General features: G+C 66.2%; 20 protein-coding genes. 5 read left to right on the forward strand and 15 right to left on the reverse strand.

All coding sequences use genetic code 11. The annotated features are described in order from the left end of the window. The first annotated feature begins 3 nt into the window (after positions 1 to 3). Positions 4 to 804 (forward strand): 5-deoxy-glucuronate isomerase, encoded by an 801-nt coding sequence (gene iolB, locus RMR04_RS25165; RefSeq protein WP_311911205.1) that lies wholly within the window; start codon positions 4 to 6, stop codon positions 802 to 804. A gap of 66 nt (positions 805 to 870) precedes the next feature. Here iolB and RMR04_RS25170 read toward each other — a convergent pair whose 3' ends face one another. From RMR04_RS25170 to cyoA, 7 genes are all read right to left on the reverse strand, one after another. After that, complete coding sequence (locus RMR04_RS25170) at positions 871 to 1404, reverse strand: response regulator transcription factor (RefSeq protein WP_311911206.1); 534 nt, start codon at positions 1402 to 1404, stop codon at positions 871 to 873. After that, positions 1394 to 2692, reverse strand: coding sequence for an ATP-binding protein (locus RMR04_RS25175; protein ID WP_311911207.1), 1299 nt, complete (start codon positions 2690 to 2692; stop codon positions 1394 to 1396). The genes RMR04_RS25170 and RMR04_RS25175 overlap by 11 nt, the downstream gene beginning before the upstream one ends. Then, positions 2670 to 3467, reverse strand: a complete 798-nt coding sequence (locus tag RMR04_RS25180) for an SURF1 family protein (protein ID WP_311915940.1) — start codon at positions 3465 to 3467, stop codon at positions 2670 to 2672. The genes RMR04_RS25175 and RMR04_RS25180 overlap by 23 nt, the downstream gene beginning before the upstream one ends. A 101-nt stretch (positions 3468 to 3568) precedes the next feature. Further along, positions 3569 to 3943 (reverse strand): cytochrome o ubiquinol oxidase subunit IV, encoded by a 375-nt coding sequence (gene cyoD, locus RMR04_RS25185; RefSeq protein ID WP_311911208.1) that lies wholly within the window; start codon positions 3941 to 3943, stop codon positions 3569 to 3571. Next, positions 3940 to 4587 carry a cytochrome o ubiquinol oxidase subunit III gene (cyoC, locus tag RMR04_RS25190; RefSeq protein WP_311911209.1) on the reverse strand — a complete coding sequence of 216 codons (648 nt, stop codon included), beginning with the start codon at positions 4585 to 4587 and terminating at the stop codon, positions 3940 to 3942. The genes cyoD and cyoC overlap by 4 nt, the downstream gene beginning before the upstream one ends. A 3-nt stretch (positions 4588 to 4590) precedes the next feature. Then, entirely contained in the window at positions 4591 to 6570 is a 1980-nt protein-coding gene (cyoB, locus tag RMR04_RS25195) for a cytochrome o ubiquinol oxidase subunit I (RefSeq protein ID WP_410492288.1), read from the reverse strand. A 41-nt stretch (positions 6571 to 6611) separates the two neighbouring features. Then, positions 6612 to 7781, reverse strand: coding sequence for a ubiquinol oxidase subunit II (gene cyoA, locus RMR04_RS25200; RefSeq protein ID WP_311911211.1), 1170 nt, complete (start codon positions 7779 to 7781; stop codon positions 6612 to 6614). A 183-nt stretch (positions 7782 to 7964) separates the two neighbouring features. Here cyoA and RMR04_RS25205 point away from each other — a divergent pair, with 183 nt between their 5' ends. Both RMR04_RS25205 and RMR04_RS25210 read left to right on the forward strand, forming a co-directional pair. After that, entirely contained in the window at positions 7965 to 9296 is a 1332-nt protein-coding gene (locus RMR04_RS25205; protein ID WP_311911212.1) for an MFS transporter, read from the forward strand. 168 nt (positions 9297 to 9464) lie between these two features. Then, a complete protein-coding gene (locus RMR04_RS25210; RefSeq protein ID WP_311911213.1) occupies positions 9465 to 12212 on the forward strand; it encodes a caspase family protein in 2748 nt (915 codons plus the stop codon). A 100-nt stretch (positions 12213 to 12312) separates the two neighbouring features. On the opposite strand, the gene RMR04_RS25215 is transcribed toward RMR04_RS25210, so the two are convergent. Further along, a complete protein-coding gene (locus RMR04_RS25215) occupies positions 12313 to 13206 on the reverse strand; it encodes an aldose 1-epimerase family protein (protein ID WP_311911214.1) in 894 nt (297 codons plus the stop codon). Positions 13207 to 13363: 157 nt separating this feature from the next. On the opposite strand from RMR04_RS25215, the gene RMR04_RS25220 reads away from it, so the two are divergent. After that, on the forward strand, positions 13364 to 14146 hold the full coding sequence (locus tag RMR04_RS25220; RefSeq protein WP_311911215.1) for an enoyl-CoA hydratase: 783 nt from the start codon (positions 13364 to 13366) through the stop codon (positions 14144 to 14146). A gap of 31 nt (positions 14147 to 14177) precedes the next feature. After that, positions 14178 to 14945, forward strand: coding sequence for a short-chain dehydrogenase/reductase (locus RMR04_RS25225; RefSeq protein ID WP_311911216.1), 768 nt, complete (start codon positions 14178 to 14180; stop codon positions 14943 to 14945). Positions 14946 to 14964: 19 nt separating this feature from the next. Here RMR04_RS25225 and RMR04_RS25230 read toward each other — a convergent pair whose 3' ends face one another. The 7 genes from RMR04_RS25230 to RMR04_RS25260 form a co-directional block, all read right to left on the reverse strand. Continuing rightward, the gene (locus RMR04_RS25230; RefSeq protein ID WP_311911217.1) at positions 14965 to 15357 is read right to left on the reverse strand and encodes a VOC family protein; all 393 of its coding nucleotides are present in this window, start codon (positions 15355 to 15357) and stop codon (positions 14965 to 14967) included. A gap of 23 nt (positions 15358 to 15380) precedes the next feature. Then, positions 15381 to 16484 (reverse strand): anhydro-N-acetylmuramic acid kinase, encoded by a 1104-nt coding sequence (locus tag RMR04_RS25235; protein ID WP_311911218.1) that lies wholly within the window; start codon positions 16482 to 16484, stop codon positions 15381 to 15383. 96 nt (positions 16485 to 16580) lie between these two features. Then, entirely contained in the window at positions 16581 to 16889 is a 309-nt protein-coding gene (locus RMR04_RS25240) for a DUF1330 domain-containing protein (RefSeq protein ID WP_311911219.1), read from the reverse strand. A 4-nt stretch (positions 16890 to 16893) separates the two neighbouring features. After that, positions 16894 to 17181: a DUF1330 domain-containing protein gene (locus tag RMR04_RS25245; protein WP_311911220.1), complete on the reverse strand. Its 288-nt coding sequence runs from the start codon at positions 17179 to 17181 to the stop codon at positions 16894 to 16896. A 40-nt stretch (positions 17182 to 17221) separates the two neighbouring features. Beyond that, entirely contained in the window at positions 17222 to 17929 is a 708-nt protein-coding gene (pyrF, locus tag RMR04_RS25250; RefSeq protein ID WP_310158575.1) for an orotidine-5'-phosphate decarboxylase, read from the reverse strand. Next, positions 17926 to 18510 (reverse strand): histidine phosphatase family protein, encoded by a 585-nt coding sequence (locus tag RMR04_RS25255; protein WP_311911221.1) that lies wholly within the window; start codon positions 18508 to 18510, stop codon positions 17926 to 17928. The genes pyrF and RMR04_RS25255 overlap by 4 nt, the downstream gene beginning before the upstream one ends. An 8-nt stretch (positions 18511 to 18518) precedes the next feature. Further along, positions 18519 to 19163, reverse strand: coding sequence for a DsbA family oxidoreductase (locus tag RMR04_RS25260; RefSeq protein ID WP_311911222.1), 645 nt, complete (start codon positions 19161 to 19163; stop codon positions 18519 to 18521). Positions 19164 to 19172 lie beyond the last annotated feature (9 nt).

Genomic DNA, 19172 nt, shown 5'->3' on the forward strand with positions numbered 1-19172 from the left:
ATCATGTCGAAACTGCTCGTCAAACCCGCCGCCCCCGATACCGAGGGCCGCATCCACAACGTCACGCCGGCATCGGCCGGCTGGGACCATGTCGGCTTCGAGGTCTACAAGCTCGCCGACGGCCAGAGCCTGGCGAAGGAGACGGGCGATCGCGAGATCTGCATCGTCCTGCTCGCGGGCAAGGTCGCGGCCAGCGCGGGCGGCACGGAGTTCGGCACGATCGGCGGGCGCAATTCCCCCTTCGAACCCGACCCCTGGTCGCTTTATGTGCCGGCCGGAACCTCCTGGAGCGTCACGGCTGAAGGCGCCTGCGAAGTGGCGGTGTGCTCGGCCCCGGGCAAGCCGCGGCTCAAACCACGCGTCATCGCACCCCGGGATGTCGGCTGCCTGACGCGCGGCCAGGGCACCAACACCCGCCATGTCCGCAACATCCTGCCGGAGACCGAGCCTGCCGAAAGCCTGCTCGTGGTCGAGGTGATCACGCCCTCGGGCTCTTGGTCGAGCTATCCGCCGCACAAGCACGACCGGGACGCGCTGCCGCGGGAATCGCTGCTGGAGGAGACCTATTACCACCGCCTCTCGCCACCGCAGGGTTTCGCCCTCCAGCGCGTCTACACCGACGACCGCTCGCTCGACGAGACGCTCGCGGCCGAAGACGGCGATGTCGTGCTGGTGCCCAGAGGGTATCATCCGGTCGCCGCGCCGCATGGCTACGAGCTGTATTATCTCAACGTCATGGCGGGGCCGAAGCGGGTCTGGAAATTCGCCAACGACCCCGCCCATGAATGGATGCTGGAAAGCTAAGCGAGGCGACGACGCCCGGCAAAAGAAGAAGGGGCAGCAAAGGCAAAGGATTTCGCTGCCAGCGCCTCAGTTCACCCTGCGCTTTTCGAGCTTCCGCGCCAGCGTGCGGCGATGCATTCCCAATCGTCGGGCGGTTTCGGAGATGTTGAAATCCGTCTCGACCAGGGTTTCGTGAATGCGCTCCCATTCGAGGTTCTTCAGCGAGGTCGGCCGCTGCGAGAGCGGCACCTCGGCATTGCCGGTCGTTTTCTCGAAGGCCGCCTCGATATCGTCGCCATTGGACGGCTTCGCGAGATAGTGGCAGGCGCCAAGCTTGATCGCCTCGACCGCCGTGGCGATGCTGGCGAAGCCGGTCAGCACCACGATCTTCATCAGCGGATCATGCCCGTGCAGCAGCTTGATGCATTCCAGGCCGGAGCCGCCAACGAGCTTGAGGTCGACGACGGCATAGCCCGGGGACGCGGTCGCCAACAGCTCCTGCAGGCCGGCGACGCCATCGCAGGACAAGACCGTGTAGCCGCGCCGTTCGAAGGAGCGCCGCAAGGCACGCGCGAAGGAGGGATCGTCCTCGACGATCAGGAGCGTGCGCTCAGGCTGCATCGGCCGTTCCCGGAGAGAGGCTCGCCAGCGGCAGCGCCAGCGTGACATGGGCGCCGCGGCCGATGCGGTTGCGCGCCGTCACCGTGCCGCCGAGCTTGCGCAGCACATTGACGACGAGAAAGAGCCCCAGCCCGCTGCCGGGGCGCTGCTTGGTCGAGCGATAGGGCTGGCCGAGCTCGGCGAGGATCGTCGGCTCAAAGCCCGGCCCGGCATCATCCACCGCGATGAGCAGCTCGTCGCCCTGCCGGCCGACGGTGACCCCAACCCAATGCGGCGAGGCCTCGAGCGCATTGTCGAAGACGTTGAAGATGACCTGCTTCAGGGCCGGATCGGAGACGATGCTGTCGTCAGGGCTGAAGCGGTTGTCATAGTCGAGCGCGATAGGCGAGCGATGCGAGCGCCACTCCGCGACCAGACCATCGACGAAACCATTGACGGTGGTCTTCACCGGCCCCTCGCCCCGCGCCTCGCCGGAGGACATCAGGATGCCGGTGACGATCGATTTGCAGCGGTCGATCTGGCTCTGCATCTCGCCGGCCTCCTGGACGAGATCGGGATCGCTCCTGAAGACGGGCATGCGCTGCCAGTCATTCAGGATGACCGAGAGCGTCGCCAGCGGCGTGCCGAGTTCATGGGCGGCCCCCGAGGCCAGCAGGCCCATTCTGACGATATGGTCTTCCTCGGCCGCGCGCTGGCGCAGATCGGCGAGGTGAACATCCCGAATGCGCAAATTCCGGTTGATCCGCGCGATGAAGAAGACGAGCAGGCTCGCCGCCAGCACGAAGCAGACGAACATGCCCTGGATGTGCAGCGTCAGAAGCTCTCCAGCCAATTCCGGCGGCAGCACGAGCGGCCGGTAGGAGAAGATCAGCCCGATGAAGCAGCCACTGGCGACGACGACCAGGAGCCTGGTCGCCCAGACCTCGAGCAGCACGGCGCCGAGCGCGATCTGCAAGAGATAGAGCGAGATGAAGGGGTTGCTCGCTCCGCCGCTGAGATAGAGCTGGATCGTCAGCGCGGTGACGTCGAGCAGCAGCTCGGCGACGAGCTCGCCATGGTTGATCTCGGTGTTCTGCCGATAGCGCAGCAGGCTGACGACGTTGAGGCCGACCAGGAACAGGATGACGCCAGCCATCTGCGCCACCGGCAAGGCGATGCCGAGCCAGAGCTGAACGACCAGCATGGTCAGCACCTGCCCGCCGACGGCGAACCAGCGCAGCTGGACGAGAAGCAGCAGGTTCTTCCGGCTTATGGTGTCCTGAACGCTAATGCTCGTTCTCCACTGCACGCCGCAATCGATACTCGCCGCGAATGACGAAGGCCGCCGCCGCGGCGAGCATGAGCGCCAGCGCGAACCAAGTCAGCGCGTAGACGAGATGATTATTCGCAAAGCGCAGCACTGTCAGCCCGCCGACGGGGAAGCCCGCCGGACCCTGCGTCGCATCGGCGTCGATGAAATAGGGCGCGACCTCGCCAAAGCCGCGCTCGCCGAGACCGCGCACTGCGGCGATCGCGGCGATATCACGTGAATACCAGCGATCGGCGGCGGGATCATTGTGGCGCAGGAAGCCGCCTCCGGGTTCGCTTGGGCGCAGGAGCCCCGTGACCGTGACTTGCGCGGCCGGGACTTGCGCAGTCGGGACTTGCGCAGTCGGGACTTGCGCAGTCGGGACCTGACCGCTCGACGCGGAGGCCGGCCCGCTCAATTGACTGCGTTGCTCCGGCGTGACGAAGCCACGATTGACCAGCACCGTGAAGCCCGCATCGCTGCGCAGCGGCGTCATGAGCCAGTAGCCGCCGCCGCGTTCCGTCACCGCCTGCACGAAGGTTTGGCGATCCTGCTGGAAAAGCCCGCTCACCCGTACACGCCTGTATTCGTCGTCGGCGACCGCCGCCCAGCCCGCCGGGCCGGGAGCGGGCGCCGGCGCAGCATGGATGCGGCTCTCGACGCGGGCGATCAGCGCCTGCTTCCAGCCAAGGCGCTGAACCTGCCAGAGACCGAGCGCCAGGAAGCCCAGAATGCCGATGAGGGCGAGAGCACCGAGAAGGACGAGCAGGCCCATCGCGCGCGGCCCGCGGCCCCGCCCGCTCGCCGCCCCCTCGCCATCGTCACGCGCGTGCTTGTCCAGCGTGGCAGGCACTGCCTGCCGCCGGGCCGGGCGCGTCACGGCATCTGGCTCATGTCGTGGCCGGGCATCATGTTGGTGTTGAGGTGGTACATCACCCAGAGCGAACCGGTGAGCGCGATGACCACGAGGATGATCGTGAAGATCAGGGCCAGCATCGTCCAGCCGCCTTCCGAGCGGCCGTTCATGTGCAGGAAGAAGACCATATGCACGACGATCTGGACCACGGCGAAGGCCATGATGACGACCGCCGTCGCCTGCTTGTTGTCCAGGACGTTGTTCATGACCAGCCAGAACGGGATCGCGGTCAGCACGACCGAGAGCAGGAAGCCGGTCAGGTAGCCGCGAAACGAACCATGCGCCTGGGCGTGATCGCCATGACCGCCGTGATCACCATGCGCTTCGGAGCTCATCGCAGCATTCCCGTGAGATAGACGAAGGTGAAGACGCCGATCCAGACGACATCAAGGAAGTGCCAGAACATGCTCAGGCACATCAGGCGGCGGCGGTTGGCCGCGATCAGCCCGTGCTTGGCGACCTGCACCATCAGCGTCACCAGCCAGATCGTGCCGAAGGTCACGTGCAGGCCGTGGGTGCCGACGAGGGTGAAGAACGCCGACAGAAAGGCGCTGCGCTGCGGCGTCGCGCCGATCTCGATCAGATGGTGGAACTCGTAGAGCTCGATGCTGAGGAAGGCGAGGCCGAACAGGCCGGTGACCGCCAGCCAGATCTGGGTGGCGGCGACGCGGCCCTTCTCCATGGTCAGCATGGCGAAGCCATAGGTGATCGATGAAAGCAGCAGCATCGTCGTGTTCAGCGCGACCAGCGGCAGCTCGAACAGGTCCTTGGGCGAGGGCCCTGCGGCATAGTTCGCGCCGAGCACCCCATAGATCGCAAACAGCACCGCGAAGATGAGGCAGTCGCTCATCAGATAGATCCAGAAGCCGAGCGCGGTGCTCGAGCCTTCGGGATGGTCGTGCTCGTCCTTCAGGTAGAAGATGGTTTCGGCGGTGACAGTCTCGGCGTCGTGCCGCGCGGCGATATCGGCTGTCGTCATGGCTCAGGCTCCCGCGCCGGTCAGGAGGCGGGAACGTTCCGCTTCCGTACGCACCACCTCCTCGACAGGAATGTGGAAATCGCGGTGGTAGTTGAAGGTGTGGGCGATCGTCACGACGAGCAGCGCCACGAAGCCGAGCGCGGCAAGCCACCACATGTACCAGATCATGCCGAAGGCGACGGCCATGCTCAGGCCGGCGAGGATGATCCCGGTCGGCGTGTTGCTCGGCATATGGATCGACTTGTAGCCGTCGAGCGGGCGCTGATAGCCGCGGCGCTTCATGTCCGCCCAGGCATCGTTGTCATGGATGACCGGCGTGAAAGCGAAATTATAGGCCGGCGGCGGCGAAGAGGTCGCCCATTCCAGCGTCCTGCCGTCCCAGGGGTCGCCGGTCGTTTCGCGCAGCTTGTCGCGCCTGAGGATGCTGACGCCGATCTGCACGAGGAAGGAGACGATGCCGAGCAGGATCAGGAAGGCGCCGAAGCCCGCGATGATGAACCAGATCTGCAGGGACGGGTCGTCGAAGACGCGCATCCGGCGCGTCACCCCCATCAGGCCCAGGATGTAGAGCGGCATGAAGGCGAACCAGAAGCCCACCACCCAGAACCAGAAGGAGAGCTTGCCCCAGAACGGATCGAGCTTGAAGCCGAAGGCCTTGGGCCACCAGTAGACGATGCCGGCGAAGAGCCCGAACAACACGCCGCCGATAATGACGTTATGGAAATGGGCGACCAGGAACAGGCTGTTATGCAGCACGAAGTCGGCCGGCGGCACCGCCAGCAGCACGCCCGTCATGCCGCCGACCGTAAAGGTCAGCATGAAGGCGAGCGTCCACATCATCGGCAGTTCGAAGCGGATGCGGCCGCGATACATCGTGAACAGCCAGTTGAAGATCTTGGCCCCCGTCGGGATCGAGATGATCATCGTCGTGATCCCGAAGAAGGAATTCACGCTCGCCCCGGAGCCCATCGTGAAGAAATGGTGCAGCCAGACCAGATAGGACAGGATGGTGATGACGACGGTGGCGTAGACCATCGAGGTGTAGCCGAAGAGGCGCTTGCCCGAGAAGGTCGAGGTCACCTCCGAGAAGATGCCGAAGGCCGGCAGGATCAGGATGTAGACCTCCGGATGGCCCCAGATCCAGATCAGGTTCACATACATCATCGGACTGCCGCCGAAGTCGTTCGTGAAGAAGTTGGTGCCGACATAGCGATCGAGCGAGAGCAGCGCGAGAACCGCCGTCAGCACCGGGAAGGCAGCGACGATCAGGACGTTGGTGCATAGCGACGTCCAGGTGAAGACGGGCATCTTCATCATCGTCATGCCCGGGGCCCGCATCTTCACGATGGTGCAGACGAGGTTGATGCCCGACAGCAGCGTGCCGATGCCGGCGACCTGCAGCGCCCATATGTAATAATCAACCCCGACATCGGGGCTGTAGCCGATGCCCGAGAGCGGCGGATAGGCGAGCCAGCCGGTGCGCGCGAATTCGCCGACGAAGAGCGACATCATGACGAGGACGGCGCCGGCCGTCGTCATCCAGAAGCTGAAATTGTTCAGGAAAGGGAAGGAGACGTCGCGCGCACCGATCTGCAACGGCACGACGAAGTTCATCAGCCCGGTGACCATCGGCATCGCCACGAAGAAGATCATGATCACGCCATGGGCGGTGAAGACCTGATCATAGTGATGCGCGGTGAGGTAGCCTTCCGAGCCGTTGAAGGCCATGGCCTGCTGCAGGCGCATCATGATCGCGTCGGCGAAGCCGCGCAGGAGCATGACGAGGCCGAGCACCATGTACATGATGCCGATCTTCTTATGGTCCACGCTGGTGAACCATTCGCGCCAGAGATAGCCCCAGACACGGAAATAGGTCAGCGCGCCGACAACGACGATGCCGCCCAGCACCACCGCGGCGAAGGTCACGAGCAGGATCGGCTCGTGCAACGGGAACGACTCCAGCGTCAACCGGCCGAAGATCATCTTGAGGAGAGCGGAAACGTCAGGCACCGGACTATCTCGCTTCAGGAATTGGATGGGCGGCCCGGGCCGGAAAACAGCAGCGAGTCCAGGCGACGGAGCGAGAGATTGGGCAGGGGCAGGCCAGCGCCGCGGATCGCGCTCGCTTTGGGCGGAGCCGATGTCGCCGGCGCCCGGGCTTGCATCGCCTCGGCCTCCTCGGTGGTGCAGACGCTGAGCACATAGCTCGGATCGGCACCGAAGACCGCGCCCCGGCGGGCATATTTGTCATAGGAGAGCGGCAGCGTATTGGCGATGCCGGCCAGGCCGAGCCCGCCCCTGGCGTCGACGGCCGCCATCTCGTTCATGCACATCTTGCCGGGCTCGACGCACATGTTGAGGATGGCGTTGAAGAGCTTCGGATCGACATTCGCATAACGGCGCACCGGATCGTTCTCGCTCGGCCGCTCCAGCTGCAGATAACTGGCGCGATCGAGCGCCCCGCCGGCCGCCTTCGCCTGCGCGATCCAGCTGTCGAAATCGGCATTAGTCAGCCCGTGAAAGCCGAAGCGCATGCCGGAGAAGCCGGCGCCGCTATAATTCGCCGAGAAGCCCTGATAGCGCCCGGGTCGGTTGATCACCCCATGCAATCGCGTCTGCATGCCGGCCATCGCATAGATCTGGCCGGCGAGCGCGGGAATGTAGAAGGAGTTCATCACCGAGGAGGAGGTGATGCGGAAGCTGATCGGCCGGTCGACCGGGGCTGCGAGCTCGTTGACGGTCGCGATCCCGTATTCCGGGTAGATGAACAGCCATTTCCAGTCGAGCGCGACGACGTTCACCTCAAGCGGCTTGGCCGCCTGCGGGACGGGACGGCCTGCCGCGATGCGCCCGATCTGCCTGTATGGATCGAGCAGATGGGTGCCCATCCAGGTCAGTGCGCCCAGGCAGATGATGATCAGCAACGGTGCCGACCAGATCACCAGCTCGAGCCCGGTCGAGTGATCCCAGTCGGGCTCGTAGCGCGCCTCCTTGTTGGAGTGCCGATAGCGCCAGGCGAAGAACACCGTGAGCGCCATCACCGGTATGATGATCAGCAGCATCAGGATGGTCGAGATGACGACGAGGTCGCGCTGCTGCGCAGCCACATCCCCCGCCGGAGCGAGCACGACGAAATTGCAGCCGCCCAATAGCGCGAGCAGCGGCAGTACGGCGATGATCCGGAAACGGCTCACGGCACCAACCTGTCAGCATTGATCTGTCAGGATGAGCGCTAACGGCTGAGCGTCAAGCGGAACATTGGACAATTTGCCCAATCCTCGCCTAGCCTGTCATCAGTCAGAAGAGCATGAGTGAAAAGCGGACTGCCGTCAGGCTACGGGTCGGCGGATCGCCAAACGATGCGAGCTCGGGCGCACATGTCAACGACACCAACGACAGCGGAACGCGACGCCAGGATCGTCAACGCGCGCCACGGTGAGATCAACCCGGGCGAGATCGCGATCGGCGTCGTCATCGGCCGGACCTCCGAGTTCTTCGATTTCTTCGTCTACGCGATCGCATCGGTGATCGTGTTCCCCAAGCTTGTCTTCCCCTATTTGGATCCGCTGACCGGCACGCTGTATTCCTTCGCCATCTTCGCCCTGGCGTTCGTGGCGCGCCCGTTCGGCACCGTCATCTTCATGGCGGTCGACCGTGCCTATGGCAAAAGCGCCAAGCTGACGATCGCGCTGTTCATGCTCGGCACCTCGACCGTGGCCATCGCCTTCCTGCCGGGCTACGAGCAAATTGGCGCGGCCTCGATCTGGCTTCTGGCGCTCGCGCGCATCGGCCAGGGCATCGCGCTCGGCGGCACCTGGGATGGGCTCGCCTCGCTGCTCGCCCTCAATGCCCCCGACAAATATCGCGGCTGGTATGCGATGATCCCGCAGCTCGGCGCGCCGCTCGGGCTCATCGTGGCGAGCGTGCTGTTTGCCTTTTTCGTCGGCAATCTCTCGGCCGAGGATTTCTTCAGCTGGGGCTGGCGCTACCCGTTCTTCGTCGCCTTCGCGATCAATGTCGTGGCCCTCTTCGCCCGGCTGCGCATGGTTGCCACGCCGGACTATCAAAAATTGTTCGAGAACCGCGACCTCCACCCCGCACGCATTCGCGACACGCTGCGCAGCCAGGGCGGCAGCGTCCTGATCGGCGCCTTCGCGCCACTGGCGAGCTTCGCCATGTTCCACATGGTCACGGTCTTCCCGCTGTCCTGGGTCTTCCTGTTCACGCAGGAGGGGCCGGCGCGCTTCCTGCTCATCGAAGCCGTCGGCGCCGTCTTCGGCATCGCGGCAATCGTCGCCTCGGGCCTGATCGCGGACCGGATCGGGCGGCGTTCCCTGCTCGGCGGCTGTGCGGTGGCGATCGCTGTCTTCAGCGGGTTCGCGCCGCAATTGCTCGATGGCGGCGTGGTCGGCGAGACGGTCTTCATGATCGTCGGCTTCGTGCTGCTGGGCCTGTCCTTCGGCCAGTCCTCGGGCTCCGTCGCCTCAAGCTTCTCCCCGGGCTTTCGCTATACCGGCTCGGCGCTGACCTCCGATCTCGCCTGGCTCTTCGGTGCGGGCTTCGCCCCGCTCGCGGCGCTCTTGCTGTCGACCCAGTTCGGTCTGATTTCCGCGGGCGCCTATCTGCTCTCGGGCGCAGCCTGCACCTTGGTCGCGCTGCGCCTCAACCAGAGATGGGAAAGGCGCAAGCCCGAGGTTTCTCAAGACTGACCAGGCCATCAACCCAGTAGAACCGGCCGTATTCACTTACGAATTTCCGATTGCTGCCCCAAACCCGTCCCTATATTCGCCTGGATTTGGCCGCACTTCATTCAATCCCGGTTCATGGCGCTGCTCCGACACTGCAGCGCTCTGACTTGTCCTTGCCGGGAGGGCGCAATGCCTGGACTCCATCTCCTTCGTCTGGTGGTCGTCGCGCTCTGCGTCGCCGTAGGTTTCAGTCCAGGCCAGGCCCAACAGCTCGAAAAACGGATCGCGCTGGTCATCGGCAACGGCGCCTATCAGGCGAGCCCGCTGGCGACACCCGCCAATGATGCCGGCCTGATCGCACAGACCTTGCAAGCCGCCGGCTTCGATGTCGTGGGGGCGCGCGACCTCGACACCGCGACGCTGCGCTCCTCGCTGCGCGAATTCTTGGACAAGGCGAGCGCGTCGGGGCCAGACACCGTCGCGCTGGTCTATTTCGCCGGCAATGCCCTGCAATTCGAGGGTGAGAACTATCTCGTTCCGGTCGATGCGCGGATCGCACGCGATGCCGATGTCCCGCTCGAAGCGGTTCGGCTGAGCGACCTGACCAAGCCGCTGGCGGCTTTGCCCTTAAAGGCGCGCATCGTCGTGCTCGACGCCGCCTATGCCAATGGCTTCGCCAGATCCGGGCAGCCTCTCGCCGGCGGCCTGGCCCTGATGCAGCCGGATCCAGGCACCCTGCTCGCCTTCAACGCCGCGCCTGGCACGATCGGCCCCGAGAACAAGGGATCCTACGGCGCCTATGCGAGCGCCCTCTCGGAGATGATCAAGGAGGGTGGCCTGCCGCTCGATGATCTGTTCGAGCGCGTCCGCCTGCGCGTCGATGCCTTGACGCATGGCGCCGAACTGCCCTGGCAGGTCTCGCGTGTGCAGGCGCCGTTCCTGTTCTTCGAACGCACCCAGGCCGCCCCGCAGGCGCAGGCCGTCCGCTTCTCCGAATTGCGCTCCAGGCCGATCCGCGATTTCGACGCCGGCGACGCCTATCTGGCAGCTTTGACGCGCGACACGATGCGCGGCTATCTCGATTTCCTTGCCGCCTATCCCAGCGACCCGCTCGCCAAGCGCGTGCGCGCCATCGTCGCCGCGCGCCGCGAGGCCGCAACCTGGCGCGAGAGCGCCTTCGCCGACACGCCCGATGCCTATTGGTCCTATCTGCGGCGCTATCCGAGCGGCCCCCATGCCTATGATGCGCGCCGCCGCCTCGCCCATTTCGCGGCCGTGCTGGAGCCGCCGGCCTCCTTCGCCATGCTCGCCTATGACGTGCCGCCGCCCCCACCGGAGGAGGTCGTCTATGTCGAGCGCCCGGTCGTCTATTTCGCGGACCCGATCTATGATCTGCCGCCCCCGCCGCCGGTGCCGGTGTTCTTCCTGCCGCCGCGGCCAGCCTATTTCATCGACCTGCCGCCGCCGCCCCCGCCTGTCGTGGCCTTTGTGCTGCCGATCCCGGTCTATCATCCGGTTGCGGCCTGGATCGAGCGTCCGGCCTATGTCGCTCCGCCGCCGCTCAATGTCGTCAATGTCAACATTCACAACACGGTGGTGATCAACCAGGCCAATCAGACAGCAATCGTCACCAATCCGGCCGGCCAGCAGGTTGCGCCCATCCCGGCCAATCTATTGCCGCCGCAGCCAGCCGCGCCGACGCCGGCTCCCGGCACCGGCCCGTCCAATTTCATCCAGGAGCATCCGGTCGCGAGCGCAGCGATCGCCGCCGCCGCCGTCGCATTGCCAGCCGCAGCCGCGCTGCACGCGGCAGGACAGCGGGCAAGACCCGTCAACGCTCCAGGCCAGCCGCCCATCGCCGCCGCCCCCCAAGCTACCGCGCCGAGCCCGGCTGCGCCCACCAACAACACCCAGCCCGGCGCTCGCCCGCAGATGCCCGCTCAGGCCGCGCCTGCCCCGGCCGCCAATCTACAGCCGCAAGCGCAGCCGCTTCCCGGCGCTCATCCGCAGCCGCTGCGCCCGGGCCAAGCGCCGGCCCTGCCCGCCGCACCGGGTGCGCAGCCACTACCCACGCCGAATGCGCCTGCCGCCGCCGGCCACAACACGTCGCCGCAGATCCCGGGCGTGGCGCAGACGCCGGCCGTCCCGGCGCGCGGCACCCAGCCGGCGCCCAACGCCACCGCTCCCGCTCAGGCCAACCCACAGGCAATCTCGCCCGCCGCTCCGGGAGCACGGCCGCTGCCCACGCCGAATGCTCCTGCCAGCGCTGGCCGCACCGCACCGCCGCAGATTCCTGGCGTGGCGCAGACGCCAAACGCCCCGGTTCGCGGCGCCCAGCCGGCGCCCAGCGTCGCCGCTCCTGCCCAGGCGAATCCACAGGCGCCTCACCCAGCTGGACAAGCGACACAGCCGGCCGCCCCCGCCACCATCACCCGCCCGTCGCCATCGCCCGCCTCGCCTCCTCAGGCTGTGACGAACGATGCTACAGCTCAGCGCCAACAACAGGCCGCCCAGCAACGCGCCCAACAAGCTGCTCAACAGCAGCAGGCGGCTCAAGCCGCCGCGCAGCAACGCGCCCAGCAAGTCTCTCAACAGCAGCGTCAGCAGCAAGCGGCCCAGGCTGCGGCTCAACAACGTGCCCAGCAGGCTGCACAACAACAGCAGCGCCAGCAGCAGGCGGCCCAGGCCGCGGCTCAGCAGCGCGCCCAACAAGCTGCGCAGCAACAGCAGCGCCAGCAGCAGGCGGCCCAGGCCGCAGCTCAGCAGCACGCCCAACAAGCAGCCCAGCAACGGCAGCAGCAAGCGGCTCAAGCGCAGCAGCAGGCCACCCAGCAACGCGCCCGGCAGGCGGCCCAACAAGCCGCCCGTCCACGCCCGGCGCCGCAGCAGCAGAAGCGGCCGAACTGCGGACATCCCGGCGAACCGGTATGTCACTGATCAGGTCGAGGGCTTAGAGCGTTTCCGAGCGAAGTGGACACCGGCTCGCTCGAAAACGCGTTAAAACAATAATAGCGAGACTCCAGAGGGCTCCCCGGCCTCACGCCTCAACCTTGACGCTCCAGCTCATCGCCCGGCTTTCGCCGGGCGCCAGCAGCAGGATGCCCGGCTTCTCCGTGAACTCGCCATCCCAGCCCAGCGGGCTCGCCATGCCGAACCAGGGCTCGATGCACAGGAACGGCGCACCATCGGGCTTCGACCAGATGCCGAGATCGCGATAGCCTTCCCACGAGACCTTGATGGCCCGCGCCGTGCGCCCGGCCTCGTCCCGAGCGATGAAGCGGACGGAGCGGCTGGCGAGTGAAGGCAGGATCAGCGCGTCCTTCGCGAACAGCTCCGACGACAATGGCAGGACACGGCCTTGCAGGGGCAACGCCACCCGCGCGTCGAGCAATCCGTCGGTCAGCAGAACGGCGCTCCCCTCCTCCGGCGCCTCGAATTCCAGCACATGGCGCTCCTTGGGAACGCCGGGCATGAGCGGCCAGTTGAAGGCGGGATGCGCGCCGACGCTGCAGGGCAGCACGACATCGCCCGGATTGGTCACGCGCGTCGTCACGCTCAATGCGCCGTCGGTGATGGCGTAGGTCAATTCGAGGATGAAGCGGAATGGATAGACGGCTTGCGTCTGTGCGTTCTCGGTCAGTCGCAGCACCGCACGCGCCTCGCTCTGCTCGACCCAGTCGAACAGGCTGTCACGCGCAAAGCCGTGCTGGGTCAGGTGATAGTCGCGACCCTGATGCCGCAGCCGACCTTCCGCCAGCCGCCCGACGATCGGGAACAGCACCGGAGCGTGGCGCGGCCATTGCGGCCCGGCCTGCCAGAGGAGCTCGCCCTCCTCCGCGCCCCGCAGACTGATCAATTCGGCGCCGTCTGGCTTGATGGTTGCCGACAACGTCGCGTCGCCAATGCTGTGGCTGGCTTGCGAGGGTTGCATGCTGGTCTCTCCGGTTCTCGACGGACGAGCGCTCATCTGGCGTGCGCGCGCAGGCAGCATTCCTAGAGCATTCCGAAAGAACTCGGCTACTCTGCCACCGGCATCGCATGGCCGCGCTACGCCTAGCGATCGAAGTCACGGAGCATTGCAAGGCAAGATGGGCACGGTTCGCTACGAAACGGAGAACGGCATCGCCCGGCTGGTGCTCGACCAGCCGCAGAAGATGAACGCGATGAGCTATGAGATGTGGGCGAGCCTGCCGGGCCTCGTCGCCCGCGCGGAGGCCGACCGCGAGGTCCGCGCCATCGTCGTCGCAGGTGAGGGCGGGCGTGCCTTCTGCGCCGGCGCCGACATCTCGCAATTCGGCGAGAAGCGCGACAGCGCCACCGAAACCCGGGCCTATGACGAGGCCTATCTGCAAGGCTGCGCCGCGCTGGTCCATGCCGCCAAGCCGACGATCGCGCTCATTCGCGGGATCTGCTTCGGCGGCGGCTTCGGATTGGCGATGAGCTGCGACCTCAGATTGGCGCGGGCCGATTCGCGCTTCCGCATTCCCGCCGCGCGGCTCGGCCTCGGCTATGCCTATGAGGGCGTGCGCATGCTGGTGGCCAAGCTCGGCTTCGGCCCCGCTTCCGACCTCCTGCTCAGCGCCCGCATCATCGCTGGCGAGGAAGCGCTGCGCCTGGGCGTCGTCACCGCGCTCTGGGGCGCCGACAGCTTCGAGAAGGAGGCTTGCGACTACCTCGCGCGGATCGCCGGCAATGCGCCGCTGACCTTGCGAGCGCTCAAACATGCGCTGAGCGAACTCACCCGCCCCGAGAGCGAGCGGGACATCGCCAGAGTCGAGGCCTCCATCGCGACCTGCTTCAGCAGCGCCGATTATCGCGAGGGCCAGCGCGCCTTCAAGGAGAAGCGCGAACCGGCCTTCACGGGGGAATAGAGCCCGCGCCATCGCAACAAGGATCAATCGCATGGATCTGAAACTGACCGGCCGCCGCGTCCTGATCACTGGCGGCTCGAAAGGCATCGGCGCAGCCTGCGCAAAAACCTTCCTGGCGGAGGGCTGCTCCGTCGTCCTCGTCGCGCGCGACACTGAGCGCCTCGCGGCCACGGCGGCGGCGCTGGGCGAAGCCAACCGCGTCGCGAGTTGCGCCGCCGATCTCTCGGTCGCGGCCGAGCGCGAACGTATCGCAGCCAGCTACCCCGATATCGACATCCTCGTGAACAATGCCGGCGCGATCCCCGGCGGCGGGCTGCTCGACCTTTCCATGGAACGCTGGGAGCAGGCCTGGGCGCTGAAGGTGATGGGCTATATCCATCTGACCAAGCTCTATCTGGCGGGGATGAAGGAGCGGAAGGCCGGCATCATCGTCAACATCATCGGCGGGGCCGGGCGCAGCCCGCGCTACGATTATGTCTGCGGCGGCACAGGCAACGCCGCGTTGATGGCCTTCACCAGCGCGGTCGGCGGAAAATCGGTTGATTGGGGCGTGCGCGTCTTCGGCATCAACCCCTCGCAGACCCGCACCGACCGGATCATCTCGCTCAGCAAGAGTCGCGCTGCGGCTTCGCTCGGCGACGAGGCGCGCTGGGAGGAGATGCTGACGAACCTGCCATTGGACCGATTGATCGAACCCGAGGAGATCGCCAACGCCGCCGCCTTCCTGGCCTCGCCGGCCTGCGGTTATGTCAGCGGCACGGTGCTCGACGTCGATGGCGGCGGGGCGTTTCGGGGCTGACGCTCTCTCCCTCGGCGGCTCAATACTCGGCGTAGATCTCGATGATGTTGTCCTCGGGATCGCGAAAGAACAGCGTGCGGTGACGCCAGTTGGGCAGATCGGTCGGCTCCCTGAGGATCGGCACGCCCTTGGCGACCAGTTCCGCATGGCAGGCATCGACCACAGGAGGCGCCACGCGAAAGGCAAGCTGGACCGCCGCCGATCCCGGCAGCGTTTTGCCGTCGTCGCAGACGCTCCACACGCCGCGCGGCCGCAAGGCGAGCAGCGCTGCGCCGACGCGAAAGCTGACCCAGTTCTCAAGGTCGACCTCGATCGGAAACTGCATGATATCGCGGTAAAACGCGCGCGTTTCCGCCATTCTGCTGCACAGGATGACGGTGTAATCGAGGTTACCTATCCCGCCCAGGCTCACTGCGATGCTCCTTGATCTTGCGGTCAGCCGACGCGGTTCAAGCGCCCACCCGTCAACGGCTGCGGCACGCCGGTCGTGCCGGGCAGGCTGAGCGGCAGCCCCTTGACCGAGCGGATCGCGAGATAGGCGAAGGTCTGGGCTTCCAGCGCATCGCCGTCCCAGCCCGCCGCCTCGACAGGCGCGACGGGAACGCCGAGGCGGCTCGCGAGCCGCGCCATGAAATGCCGGTTCAGCCGCCCGCCGCCGGTGACGAGCCAGCGCTTGGGCACATCAGGCACATGGCGCAGCGAGGCGACGACGCTCTCGATTGTGAAGGCGGCGAGCGTCGCGGCGCCATCGGCATCCGGCAACGTCTCGACCACCTGGGCACGGCGGTGGAAATCATTGCGATCGAGCGATTTCGGCGCGGGACGGTCGAAATAAGGGTTCTGCATGAAGCCTGCGACCAAATCCTGCCGCACCTGCCCGCTCGCTGCGAGCGCGCCGTCGGCATCATAGCTGCGGCCCTGCCGGCGCAGCACGAAATCGTCGAGGATCGCGCTCGCCGGGCCGGTGTCGAAGGCGATCACGGTCTCGCCGTCGATATAGGTGACGTTGCCGACGCCGCCGAGGTTCAAGACCATGACGGGCTGCTCCAGCGCCTGCGCCAGCGCCCTGTGATAGAGCGGCGCGAAGGGCGCGCCCTCGCCGCCGGCCGCGACATCGGCATGGCGGAAGCGATCAACGGTGGCGATGCCGAGCGCCTGCGCCACAGCCGGCCCATCGATGAGCTGGCGGGTGAAGCGCTGTTCGGGCCGGTGATAGACGGTCTGGCCATGCAGGCCGACGAGATCGATCGCGGCGGGATCGAGCTTCTGCTCGGCGATGAAACGCTGGACCGCGGCGAGATGGTCGGCGGTCACCGCCGCCTCGAGTTCGACAAGCGGCTCGGTCAGCGCGCGCTCGGCCTCAGCGACCAGTGCCTGCAATTCACGCCGTGTGCTGTCGCGATAGGGATAAGAGGCGCCGGCACCGAAGCGCGGCGTGTCCTGGCCGTCGCTGGTGACGATCGACACGTCTATACCGTCCATCGAGGTGCCACTGATGACGCCGATGGCGGTAAGGGTATCTTGTTCGAACGACCGCATGAGCCCTTGACGCCTCCCCAAATTCACGCGCGCCGTCATCCCGGGCGAACGAAGGGAGACCCGGGATGACGGCGCGTTGACTGACGGACTCGGCAGCTAGTCGCCCGGCTGGGCGCCGTCATAGCCGCCGATGATGACGAGGTCAGCCTTTCCGGCCTGGGCGAGGTACTTCACCGCCTCCTGGTATTCCGGCGAATCGTAGCAGGCGCGCGCCGTCGCCTCGTCCTTGAACTCAAGGATGACATTGTGTTTGCGCCCCTCGCCGCGGGCGAGCTTGTAATCACCGCCGCGCACCAGAAACTTCGCGCCGTATTTGGCGAAGGCGATCGCGTTCAGCGCGCGGTAGCTGTCATAGGCGGCGGTGTTCTCGACATCGAGCCGCGCGATCCAATAGCCCTTCGCCATGGCTTCAGACCCCCTCGACCACGACGATGTCGATTTCGCCGGCGCCTTCGCGCAGCTTGCGCGCCTCGGCATATTCCGGCGAGTTGGCATAGGCCTTGGCCGAGGCGAAATCGGCGAATTCGAGCACGACATTGCGGGCCCGGCCCTCGCCCTCGGCCACCGTCATCTGGCCGCCGCGCACAAGCGGCGTGCCGCCATATTGTTTGATCGCTTCGGAAGCCTTGGCGGCATAGGCCGCCCATTTGGTCGCGTCGATAACCTTGGCGCGCGCCACGACATATCCCTTAGGCATTTCCGTATCCGTCTCTGGGTGGTTCGGTTGGAGCGCGAGCTTATGAGGCTGCGGCGATCTCGTCCATGATCGCGGCGGCCGCTCCACGCGGGTCTGCCGCGCGAATGATGGGACGCCCGATGACAAGGTGGTCGACGCCGGCGCGGATCGCTTCGCCCGGCGTCAGCGTCCGTTTCTGGTCGCCTGCGGCGCTCCCGGCAGGGCGGATGCCTGGCGTCACGATCAGCATGTCCGCGCCGACGACATCGCGCACGATCTCGGTCTCGGCCGCAGAACAGACGATGCCGTCGATGCCGGTGGTGCGGGCCTGCTCGGCGCGCAGGCGCACGAGATCGCGCACGGCGAGCCCGTAGCCGGCGTCGCGCAGGTCACCATCGTCATAGGAAGTCAGGGCCGTGACCGCGAGAAGCTTCAACGCAGCCTCCGCCCGCCCCTCGACCGCGCCGCGCATGGTCTGGGGATAAGCGTGCACGGTGAGGAAATCGACGCCGAGATTGCTCAGCGACTGCACGCCTTCCGTCACCGTATTGCCGATGTCGTGCAGCTTCAGGTCGAGAAAGACCTTCTTGCCCTCGGCCACCAGCTGCTGCGTGAGCTGCAGGCCGCCGGCGAAGGCCAATGCGTAACCGATCTTGTAGAAGCTCGCCTCGTCGCCGAGCTGCGAGACGATGCGATAGGCGTCCCAGATCGTCGGCACATCGAGCGCGACGATCATGCGGTCGCGGATATCGTTGATCTTCTGCGTCATTGGCCAGCCACCTCCTCCATCGCGCGCCAAGCGTGGTGCACGATTCGTGTCGCGGCGTCGAATGCGAAGAGATTGCCGCCGCCGCCAGGTTGATCGCGTTTGCGCGCTATCGGCTCAGCCCCGAGATGGCAGAGCAGCAATGTGCCGACGCCGCCATGCCCGACGAACAGGATATCACCCTCGCCCGGTTCGGCCAGCGCGGCCTCGACCTCGCGCAGGATCCGCGCCTGCGCATCGAGTGCGCGCTCCCAGCCGCGAATGCTGAGCGTCGGCGAAGCGAAGAACGCATCGGCCATCGCCTCGAAGGCGGGAGGCGGCAGATAGCCGGTCGCCGAGCGGTCGTTCTCATGCATGGCGTGCCGAGTTTCGACGGTAATGCCGAGCGCTGAGGCAATGCATTCCGCAGTCTCGATCGCCTTGCGTTCGGCGGACGAGACGATCCGACGCGTGGCGCGGAGCAGCGGCGCGCCCGCGAAGGCCTGCGTTCGCGCCAGGCCAACCGGCGACAAGCCCCAATCGGGCACAGGGACCGCAGGGTCGATCTGGACTTGCGGATGACTCAGATAGCGCGCGGTCGCCATGCTCGCGCTCAAGCCGCGTCGCGCATCACCTGCTGGAACACCTGCGCCCAGACATCGGCGGTCTGCGCGCCGGAGACCGCGAGCTTGCCGTCGATGATGAAGAAGGGCACGCCGGTGACGCCGACCTTCTGGGCATGGGCCTCCAGCCCGATGATGGTCTCGCGCAATTCGTCATTGGCGAGCTCGTCGCGGGCGGCCTGCTCGTCAAAACCCTGCTCGACTGCGATCTCGACCAGCGTCTCCAGATTGCCGATGTCGCGGCCCTCCTGGAAATAGGCCTTGAACAGCGCCGCCGTCATGTCGCTGCCGCGCTGCACGGTGGAAGCGGCGGCGATCAACATATGCGCCATGCGGGTGTTCACGCTCCTGGTAACCTTGGCCCAGTTGAAGGTGATGCCGCTTTCGAGCGCCGCCTCCGAGAGCCTGACCTCGATCTCCTTGCGCTTGCCGGGGCCGAACTTGGCGTCGAGATAGGCCGTACGGTCCATCCCTTCCACCGGCATATCCGGGTTCAGCTCATAGGGCAGCCAGGTGATGGCGACACGGTCGGTCAGGCCATGCGCTTCAAGCGCCTTTTCCAGCCGCGCCTTGCCGACGAAGCACCAGGGGCAAACGACGTCCGAGACGATCGCGATGGGCATCTTCTCTTGCATCATGAACCT

The sequence above is a fragment of the Bosea sp. 685 genome, from assembly GCF_031884435.1.
In the GTDB taxonomy this organism is placed as follows: domain Bacteria; phylum Pseudomonadota; class Alphaproteobacteria; order Rhizobiales; family Beijerinckiaceae; genus Allobosea.

Coding starts and splice junctions, on each gene's coding strand:
- RMR04_RS25240 (WP_311911219.1), bottom strand. CDS start 16,889: ATGGCGAAGGGCTATTGGATCGCGCGGCTCGATGTCGAGAACACCGCC.
- RMR04_RS25225 (WP_311911216.1), top strand. CDS start 14,178: ATGGATCTGAAACTGACCGGCCGCCGCGTCCTGATCACTGGCGGCTCG.
- RMR04_RS25255 (WP_311911221.1), bottom strand. CDS start 18,510: ATGGCGACCGCGCGCTATCTGAGTCATCCGCAAGTCCAGATCGACCCT.
- iolB (WP_311911205.1), top strand. CDS start 4: ATGTCGAAACTGCTCGTCAAACCCGCCGCCCCCGATACCGAGGGCCGC.
- RMR04_RS25210 (WP_311911213.1), top strand. CDS start 9,465: ATGCCTGGACTCCATCTCCTTCGTCTGGTGGTCGTCGCGCTCTGCGTC.
- RMR04_RS25180 (WP_311915940.1), bottom strand. CDS start 3,467: ATGGGCCTGCTCGTCCTTCTCGGTGCTCTCGCCCTCATCGGCATTCTG.
- RMR04_RS25260 (WP_311911222.1), bottom strand. CDS start 19,163: ATGCAAGAGAAGATGCCCATCGCGATCGTCTCGGACGTCGTTTGCCCC.
- RMR04_RS25170 (WP_311911206.1), bottom strand. CDS start 1,404: ATGCAGCCTGAGCGCACGCTCCTGATCGTCGAGGACGATCCCTCCTTC.
- RMR04_RS25205 (WP_311911212.1), top strand. CDS start 7,965: ATGTCAACGACACCAACGACAGCGGAACGCGACGCCAGGATCGTCAAC.
- cyoB (WP_410492288.1), bottom strand. CDS start 6,570: ATGATCTTCGGCCGGTTGACGCTGGAGTCGTTCCCGTTGCACGAGCCG.
- RMR04_RS25220 (WP_311911215.1), top strand. CDS start 13,364: ATGGGCACGGTTCGCTACGAAACGGAGAACGGCATCGCCCGGCTGGTG.
- pyrF (WP_310158575.1), bottom strand. CDS start 17,929: ATGACGCAGAAGATCAACGATATCCGCGACCGCATGATCGTCGCGCTC.
- cyoC (WP_311911209.1), bottom strand. CDS start 4,587: ATGACGACAGCCGATATCGCCGCGCGGCACGACGCCGAGACTGTCACC.
- RMR04_RS25235 (WP_311911218.1), bottom strand. CDS start 16,484: ATGCGGTCGTTCGAACAAGATACCCTTACCGCCATCGGCGTCATCAGT.
- RMR04_RS25215 (WP_311911214.1), bottom strand. CDS start 13,206: ATGCAACCCTCGCAAGCCAGCCACAGCATTGGCGACGCGACGTTGTCG.
- cyoD (WP_311911208.1), bottom strand. CDS start 3,943: ATGAGCTCCGAAGCGCATGGTGATCACGGCGGTCATGGCGATCACGCC.
- RMR04_RS25245 (WP_311911220.1), bottom strand. CDS start 17,181: ATGCCTAAGGGATATGTCGTGGCGCGCGCCAAGGTTATCGACGCGACC.